At 58.7% G+C, this 8021-nt stretch carries 5 protein-coding genes and 2 pseudogenes; all 7 read left to right on the forward strand.

The features are described 5' to 3' along the window. Positions 1 to 373: 373 nt before the first annotated feature. A pseudogene (locus J3489_RS36580) lies at positions 374 to 652 on the forward strand (porin); the annotation flags it as partial. Positions 653 to 1325: 673 nt separating this feature from the next. After that, complete coding sequence (locus tag J3489_RS36585) at positions 1326 to 1619, forward strand: hypothetical protein (protein ID WP_207005673.1); 294 nt, start codon at positions 1326 to 1328, stop codon at positions 1617 to 1619. Then, complete coding sequence (locus J3489_RS36590) at positions 1616 to 3910, forward strand: putative bifunctional diguanylate cyclase/phosphodiesterase (protein ID WP_207005674.1); 2295 nt, start codon at positions 1616 to 1618, stop codon at positions 3908 to 3910. The genes J3489_RS36585 and J3489_RS36590 overlap by 4 nt, the downstream gene beginning before the upstream one ends. Before the next feature lie 138 nt (positions 3911 to 4048). Next, positions 4049 to 5773: a methyl-accepting chemotaxis protein gene (locus J3489_RS36595; RefSeq protein WP_374193522.1), complete on the forward strand. Its 1725-nt coding sequence runs from the start codon at positions 4049 to 4051 to the stop codon at positions 5771 to 5773. Positions 5774 to 5877: 104 nt separating this feature from the next. Further along, positions 5878 to 6078, forward strand: coding sequence for a hypothetical protein (locus J3489_RS36600; RefSeq protein ID WP_242540598.1), 201 nt, complete (start codon positions 5878 to 5880; stop codon positions 6076 to 6078). Positions 6079 to 6465: 387 nt separating this feature from the next. Further along, a pseudogene (locus tag J3489_RS36605) lies at positions 6466 to 6638 on the forward strand (IS256 family transposase); the annotation flags it as partial. A 746-nt stretch (positions 6639 to 7384) separates the two neighbouring features. Next, the coding region (locus tag J3489_RS36610; protein ID WP_207005676.1) for a transposase at positions 7385 to 8021 on the forward strand (637 nt) is incomplete at its 3' end.

Here is an 8021-nt window from a genome sequence, read left to right on the forward strand (position 1 = left end):
CGAGCGCGGCTGCGAGCTCCTCGGTCGAGATCAATGCCCCTGGATCACGCATGTTCGATTCTCCTTTCAGTTTGATATAACGCCTGCGTCGGAACTCTCGCGCCCGATATCCGTAGGACATTTTTGTTAAAAAACACAACCATAATTGCGAGACCGATTCGGCAATAGAGTGTGAGATTATGCTGCTGGGATTGTTTCAACAATAGAATTATTGTCATGTTCATCATGACCGTTTGGAATTATGATCGACGACCTGAGATCGTTTGTTGGTGGAACCTACGACATTTTGCTTTGTGCCACCGTCTCAATATGCCGCCTTGGCGGCAGTGTCACTGAGCGGCGTTATGGAGCCACCTGATGATCGGCGCATATGGCGATGACACAGGCGCTAAGCATCGCGGCGTCGTATGCGCATACGGACGGCAGTGTGAGCGGCTTGAACGGCTCAGGCGATCCGAAGTGGCATACGGTATTGGTACAAGGCGACTACTCGCTTAGCAAGCGTACCGATGTGTACCTGGAGGGCGTGTATCAGCACGCTTCGGGTGAACTGGGTTAGTTCGGGGCGAATGTGGCCGCGATCAACACCTTGTCGCCATCATCAAGCGGCAATCAGACTGCAGTTGCAGTCGGTATGCGTCATCGATTCTGATGAGCCTGTATTGCTGACGAGGCTAAGTGCGGCGAGGTCCAGGGGGCGGACGTCGCGCTGATTTTTTGGGACCGCTGATTCGGAGTCGATACCCAGTCCTGCGCTGTGGTTCAGATACAACTTTGTTGTCGATGCGAGTACCAGCGATTAACGGAAGTACGAACCGTGAAGGCTCGCCGGAGCGGGGTTTTGACAAATAGATGAATCATTGTTCGACGGGGGGTAAGGGACTTTTCCAAATTTGCGGGCTTTCCTCCCGTGCCGGGATTCCTACACTGCGCAGGCTGATTCGTACAGTCATCGAAAAAATCCTGGAGTTAACTCGTGAAAAAGTTTCATTTGGCACTGTCTGCACTCGGTTTGATCGCTGCCTCGTCGGCCAAATTTTTAACCGGTTGATGGGAGACCCTAGCCTATTTCGGAATTGGTGCGTTGAGATTCTGCGAGAATTTGGAATTCTCCCTTGCCAGTTTGGGGATTCATTCGGCAGGTGTGAACTAAAGTCGGAACTGGTGTACAGGGGCGGTGTGAGATTGAAGGCCGTGGAGGTTTCGTAGATCTACGTATTCCAGAGTTCTTCCATTGCTCAACCCGCCGCGCTCGTTGATCGGCACGGGGCACTGATCTGGAAGCTTTGAGGCGACGTTGTCCGTATTCGGCGGAAGTGAGAGATATGACACGGATCTTTTTAGCACAGGTTGACGCAGAAGAAATGGAGCAGTTGTGCCTCCGTCTCTTTGATGGTTGGTGCGAGCGAAGAAGCGTCATACCACTTGCCTACCTCATGCATGCATGGCCGATATTGACCACCAGCCGGCTTGCCGGGATTCGACTGCAGAGCGCCTTGCAGGACCTCCAACAGTTTCATTCCAGCTCGTTGACGCAAGACGATCATCGGATCATTGAGCAGGTGTTGGCGATCAATGCCGATGCACTAAAGAGAAGACCAGAAGGCATCTTGCCATGACGCTCGAGTCGATCGAACCCGCTCCGCTGCGCGTAGCCATCAAGTTGGGGACCGCCGGACCCGCAAACTCGGTCCCGTCGGAAGCTGAACACCTAAATAAAGAGCTCGCCAAACGCGAAGCTCACCTGCAAGAGCGCATCGCCGCCTTGACCGAGGCCGAGCGGATGGCGCATTTCGGCAGCTGGTCGTTCGACCTGCTGGCCAAGAATCCGGACTTCTCCGAGGAGGCGCGCGGCCTGCTAGGCATTGCTTCATTCCCATCCGCGCAGGCCCTGACCGACTATCGCACCAACTTGCACGCCGACGATCGTCGGCGCATTACTGAAATGGTGCGCGCCGCATTTACCCTGGGTAAAGCCTTCGACGCACAACTCCGAGTGGTGCGCGAAGATGGCGGCCTGCGATGGTTGCGGGTGATTGGCGGACCCGATGCCAAAGTTCCACGCCGGGTGCTGGGCGTCCTGTGCGATATCACGTCGCTCAAGCGCATCGAGATGCAGCAGCGCGTAGAGCTGGAGGTCGCTCGCCTGCTGGCCGGCACCGATGCACTTCCACGGATCGTGGGCAAGATCATCCGCATCGTCTGCCAGACGCTCGGATGGGAGTGGGGCGCGTATTGGTCGCTGGATGAAGCGTCGAACCAGATACGTCTGCTCAGAGGCTTGAGCGTTGACCGCAAAGCATATGGCGCGTTTGAAAAGGCCTCGCAGTGCGTCTCATTTCCACCCGGCACGGGTCTGATCGGCGAGGTGTTCCTCAGCGGCGAGCCCCGCTGGGTTACCGATGTCAACAGGGATCAGAGTCTTTTGCACCGCGAATGTGCCATCGAGACCGGTCTGCGCGGCGGTTTCGCTTTCCCGGTGCGGGGCGCCGGACGTGTCATCGGCGTGCTGGAATTCTTTAGCCGCTTTGCCCGCCAGGCGGACGCATCCTTGCCGGCGATCAGTCGCACGCTGGGCGCGCAGATTGGGCAATTCATTCAGCGCAGGCGCTCCGACGAGCGCATCCGCTACCTCGCCAGCTACGATCAACACACCGGTCTCTTGAACCGCACCTCGTTCAACGAACGGCTGCGCCAAGCGATCGCGCGGGCGCAGCGGGACAAGCAGCAGGTGGCGTTGCTGTTCATTGACCTGGACGGCTTCAAACGGATCAACGACACCCTGGGCCACGACGCGGGCGACGCCCTCCTGCGACAGTTCTCGCAGCGCCTGCGCGGCTGCTTTCGCGCGACGGACACGGTGGCGCGGCTGGGCGGCGACGAATTCGCCGCGCTGGTGCTGGACTATGGCGGCGACGCCGAAGTGCTGGCACATTTGGCGCGCAAAGTGCTGCGCTGCACTGGAGAGCCATTTGGACTTCAAGGGCGGGAATACCGGCTCGGCGCCAGCATTGGCGTGGGGATTTTTCCCGAAGATGGTACCGATGCGGTGACTTTGCTCAGGAGTGCGGACATTGCCATGTATCGCGTCAAATTGAATGGCGAGAGCAACTTCCAGTTTTGTTCTGCCCGCGCGGATGCGCTCCAGCACGATCGCCTGGCCTTGGAGGCCAGTTTGGCTCGGGCTCTCAAGCAAGATGAACTCTCGCTGGTTTTTCAGCCCATCTATCATTTGGCGTCGCAGCGCATCATGGGCTTCGAAGCCTTGATGCGTTGGTCGCATCCGGAGCTCGGTAACGTCTCGCCCGGCCGCTTCATCCCGCTGGCCGAGGAAACCGGCCTGATCCGCACGCTTGGCCTGTTTGCGCTCAGGCGAGCTTGCGAAGAGGCCATAGGCTGGCCATGCGCGCTCTCGGTGGCAGTCAATGTGTCGGCGCGCCAGCTGGTCGACGAGCGCTTCCCGCAGCAGGTGTGGCAGACCTTGCAAGCTACCGGTCTGGCCGCCGAGCGGTTGCGCCTTGAAATTACCGAGAGCGCATTGATGCAGCCGCAGGCAGTCGCCCTGCTTGAACAGATCCGTGAACTGGGCGTGCGCCTGTCGATCGACGACTTCGGCACGGGATATTCTTCGCTCGCCTATCTGAAGCGGCTGCCAGTGGACAGCATCAAGCTCGACCAGACCTTCGTGCGCGGCCTGCCGCACGATTCGAACGATACCGCCATTGCGGGCGCGGTCATTGCGCTCGGACACAAATTCAAACTGAGCGTCGTGGCCGAGGGCGTCGAGCGGGACGGCCAGTGCGATTATCTGCGTGAGCTGGGGTGCGATGCGATCCAGGGCTACCTGATAAGCCGGCCGATGCCGGCCGGCGAGGTGGCGGGATGGCTGCGCGCGACCTGCTCAACGTGACGAGCGCGAACAACATTCTTACGTCATGAATTCCGGCGAATATTCTCGATGCGGAAATCCCCACGTTTGGATGCGGAATTCATCGCAAGCGGGCTGACAAGCTTTTTTTTCTTGACTGACGGCAACGGGGAAAATGTAGTGAATCTGACGAATATAAAAATAGGTACGCGCCTGGGCGCGGGTTTCGGGCTCGTGATGTTGCTGATGGTGACATTGATGGTTGTCGTGCAGATTCGTTTAGCCAGCATTGGCGACATCAACGACCGGACCATCGGCGAGCAGTGGGTCAAGGCAGACGCGGCGCAGACCATCAATCTCACGACCCGTGCCAATGCCCGGCAGACCATGGAGCTGTTCATCACGAGCGACAAGGACAAGGTGAGCACGATTCATCAAAGGATCGACACCAACAAGAAGACTATCGACGTGGCGCTTGAAACGCTCGACAAGCTCGTGTACTCGCCCGAGGGAAAACTGCTGCTGGCAAAGATCAGGGAATCCCGCGCGGCATACGTGACCTCGTTTAGCAAAGTTGCCCAGTTGCTGGCAGAGCAAAAGCGGGATGAGGCCACCAGTATGATGAGTGGCGAAACCCTTCCGGCCCTGGATGTTCTACAAACAGACACCACCGCCCTGGTGGATCTGCAGAAGAGGCGGATGGAGGCCAGTGGCGCTGAAGCCCAGCAAAACATTGAGTCAGCCCGTAATCTGATGATTGGACTGGGGGCGGCGGCTGTGTTGATCGGCATCGGCCTTGCTCATTTCATCACACGGTCGATCACGCGCCCCTTGCAAGAGGCGGTCCTGATCGCGCAAGCCGTCGCCTCCGGCGACTTGACAAGCAGCATTCGGACGCAGGCCCGGGACGAGACCGGGCAACTGTTGCAGGCCCTCAAGGACATGAATGAAAGCCTGAAGAAAATTGTTGGCGATGTGCGCACGGGCACTGACACGATTGCGACCGCATCGAGCCAGATCGCGGGCGGCAACCTGGATTTGTCCTCCCGTACAGAAGAGCAGGCGAGTTCCCTCGAAGAGACCGTCGCATCGATGCACGAGCTGACGAGTACGGTCAAGCAGAATGCCGACAACGCCCTGCAGGCGAACCAGTTGGCCGTCTCGGCCGCCGAAGTGGCAAGCAAGGGTGGCTCAGTTATCTTGCAAGTGGTTGACACGATGGGCTCGATCAACGAGTCAGCCAACAGGATCGTCGATATCATTGGCGTCATTGACGGCATCACCTTCCAGACCAACATTCTCGCGCTGAATGCCGCAGTAGAAGCGGCCCACGCCGGGGAACAGGGTAGAGGCTTCGCGGTGGTCGCAGCCGAAGTCAGAAACCTGGCGCAACGCTCCGCGGCAGCGGCCAAGGAAATCAAGACCTTGATTGATGACTCGGTGGACAAGGTCGATGCCGGCAGCAAATTGGTGGCACAGGCCGGGGCCACTATGGATGAGATCGTGGCCAGCGTGCAGCGCGTCACCGACATCATGGGCGAAATCACTGCCGCCAGCCAGGCGCAGAGCACCGGGATCGAGCAGATCAACCAGGCGATGAGCCAGATGGACGATGTGACGCAGCAGAACGCGGCGCTGGTGGAGGAAGCCGCGGCGGCGGCCCAATCGCTGGAAGAGCAGGCGATGAAGCTGGACGAGATGGTTTCCGTATTCAAGGTTGCCGGCACGCAACGATCTGCGTCACCCATCGCGATTCCGCAAAACAGGCCCCGTCCACCAGCACGCAAGGCTCGCACGACGGGTCCGCTAGAGGTCGCTGCGCCCAGGGCCGCGCAGGCCATTGCCGCTGACAGGAACGCCACTGCCGCAGCGGATACAACGGGTGCGGACTGGCAAACATTCTGAGCGAGGTGGAGAGTTGAACAACAGTGAAGCGCTGCTGAAATCGATGGGCGCGGTCGTGCTCTCAAACACCGGGGCAATGGCTCGTTTGGGCGAAGTTGACGGCCGTGAGCATGTTTCTCGACGCAGTATTTCCGCGCCTCACGGCATCGCAGTGTGCGGAGATCACCACGTCGCTTTGGCATGGAATTGAGGACGCCATGTCGTTAATGGCCGATGTGGTTTTGCCCGCCGAATATCACTCGACGCTGCTTGAGCAGACCAATCTGTTGTTAGCTGAATTGAGCGTAATGCGGGAAAGTCATTGACAGTTTCGTAAAACACCCATGCTGGAGCGCTATCTTTGCAATGGATGGACTGGAGAGGCGCGCGATGGCGAAGAAGCGGTTGGACGACGCGACGAAGAATCGCCTCTCGGACTGGCGTGCGTGAGATGGCGAGCGTTTCCGCGATCGGCCGCTCGAAAATCACGTCGTTGGGGCTGCACGGTCATAGTGAAGGTGCCATCGCGCAGCACGTTGTAGATTTGCGTGGACAGCGTCATGGGTCGCTGTAGCGAGTATCGCCCATGGTGGCGCAAATAGCCTGCACCTAGGGAACCCGAGCGATCAAATGCGTCAAGACGGGTTTGCAGGAGGCTTACTGAGGATCTGATTGTCGAAGTCGGAAACCAGCAAACAACAAAACCATCCACCATGAGCAAGTTTGCGGAAACAGCAGTCGTCGGTCTATCGGGAGTCGGCCCTGGACTCGACGAATCGGTCCGTCAAGGGGCGCGGCAAGTGGTTCAACAATCGATCGAAGCGGAGAGCGGTTCGCGAACGTCAAGACGTTACACGAGCAACGCACCGTGGTGCGCAACGGCTACCGCGAATGCGCAGGTCACGTCGGTCGCACAGGTCATCCTCAAGCAGTTGAAGCACGATATTATTTTCCAGGCCGACGTGAACGAAGACTTCGCGGTGACCGCCGTATGGGGGAGTCAGCAGGCGCAGCTTACGGGGCAGGGGAAATATGACGGCGTTGTGGGGTGGTGGTACGGCAAGGGGCCAGGTGTTGACCGGGTGGGTGATGTTCTTCGACATGCGAATCTTGCAGGCACCGCAGAACACGGAGGTGCCGTCGCGCTTTACGGCGACGACCATTCGTGCAAGTGCTCGAGTGTCCCACATCAGTCGGAACACGTGATGATGGGCTGCTCACTTCCCATTTTCTATCCGACTTCTGTACAGGAAATACTCGACTTCGGTGTGCATGCTGTGGCAATGTCACGCACCACAGGATTGTGGACGTCCATGAAGCTCGTGAGCGAGATTGTTGAGACCTCGGCATCGGTTGACGTCGATCTTCGGGGGAGTGGTGCCGAACGTCACGCTTGACGAGCGGATTCCTTCAGGTGGATTCAATATCTGTTGGCCCGACCGTTGCCGTGCAGGAATACTACTGGTGATCCTGATCCAACTTCGACGCAAGCCATTTTATCCCCGGCAGGCCTGAATACCTCGGCCTTCAGGCCGGGGATGAAAGGCGGATGTAGACAGCGCAGGAGGGATGTTCTGATTTTTTAAGGGGAAACGAGGGCGTGCCTATACGGAGAAGTAATCGTATTGGCACATGAACCTCACCACCCGCGTCCTGCGCTTCAGACTGAAAGACAAGCATGCCCCGCTGTTGTGTGAGCTCGCGCGCGACGTGAATTTCGTGTGGAACTACTGCAACGAACTCTCCCAGAAAGTCTGGCGACGTGAAGGCCGGTTCCTGTCGGGCTACGACTTTCATCCGTATACCAAAGGCGCGGGCAAGGCGGGGCTGGGACTGCATTCGCAGACCATCCAGGCCATCGGCGAGGAGTACGCCGTGCGTCGAAAGCAGGCCCAGAAGACCAGGCTGCGCTGGCGCGTGTCGGGCGGGCCACGCCGCTCGCTCGGCTGGATCCCGTTCAAGGCCAGTGCTATCCACTATCGCAACGGTCAAGTGTTCTTCGGCGGCACGGCCCTTTCCCTGTGGGACAGCTACGGCCTGTCGAAGTATGAGATAGGTGCCGGTAACCTCAGCGAGGATGCGCGCGGTCGGTGGTACCTGAACGTGACCATCAAGGTCGCGAAGAAGCCCAAGCCGGCGACTGGTGAGATCGAAAAATCGGTCGGCCTTGACTTGGGCCTGAAAGATTTCGCCGCAACGAGCGATGGCCACGTCATCACCCTCGGCCGGCATTATCGCAAGCTCGAGACGGCGCTGGCGAAGGCGCAGC

Origin of the sequence: Trinickia mobilis (assembly GCF_017315705.1) — a bacterium.
In the GTDB taxonomy this organism is placed as follows: domain Bacteria; phylum Pseudomonadota; class Gammaproteobacteria; order Burkholderiales; family Burkholderiaceae; genus Trinickia_A; species Trinickia_A mobilis.

What these genes read in the sequence shown, in the direction of transcription:
- J3489_RS36585 (WP_207005673.1), top strand. Translation starts at nt 1,326, where the DNA reads ATGACACGGATCTTTTTAGCACAGGTTGACGCAGAAGAAATGGAGCAG.
- J3489_RS36590 (WP_207005674.1), top strand. Translation starts at nt 1,616, where the DNA reads ATGACGCTCGAGTCGATCGAACCCGCTCCGCTGCGCGTAGCCATCAAG.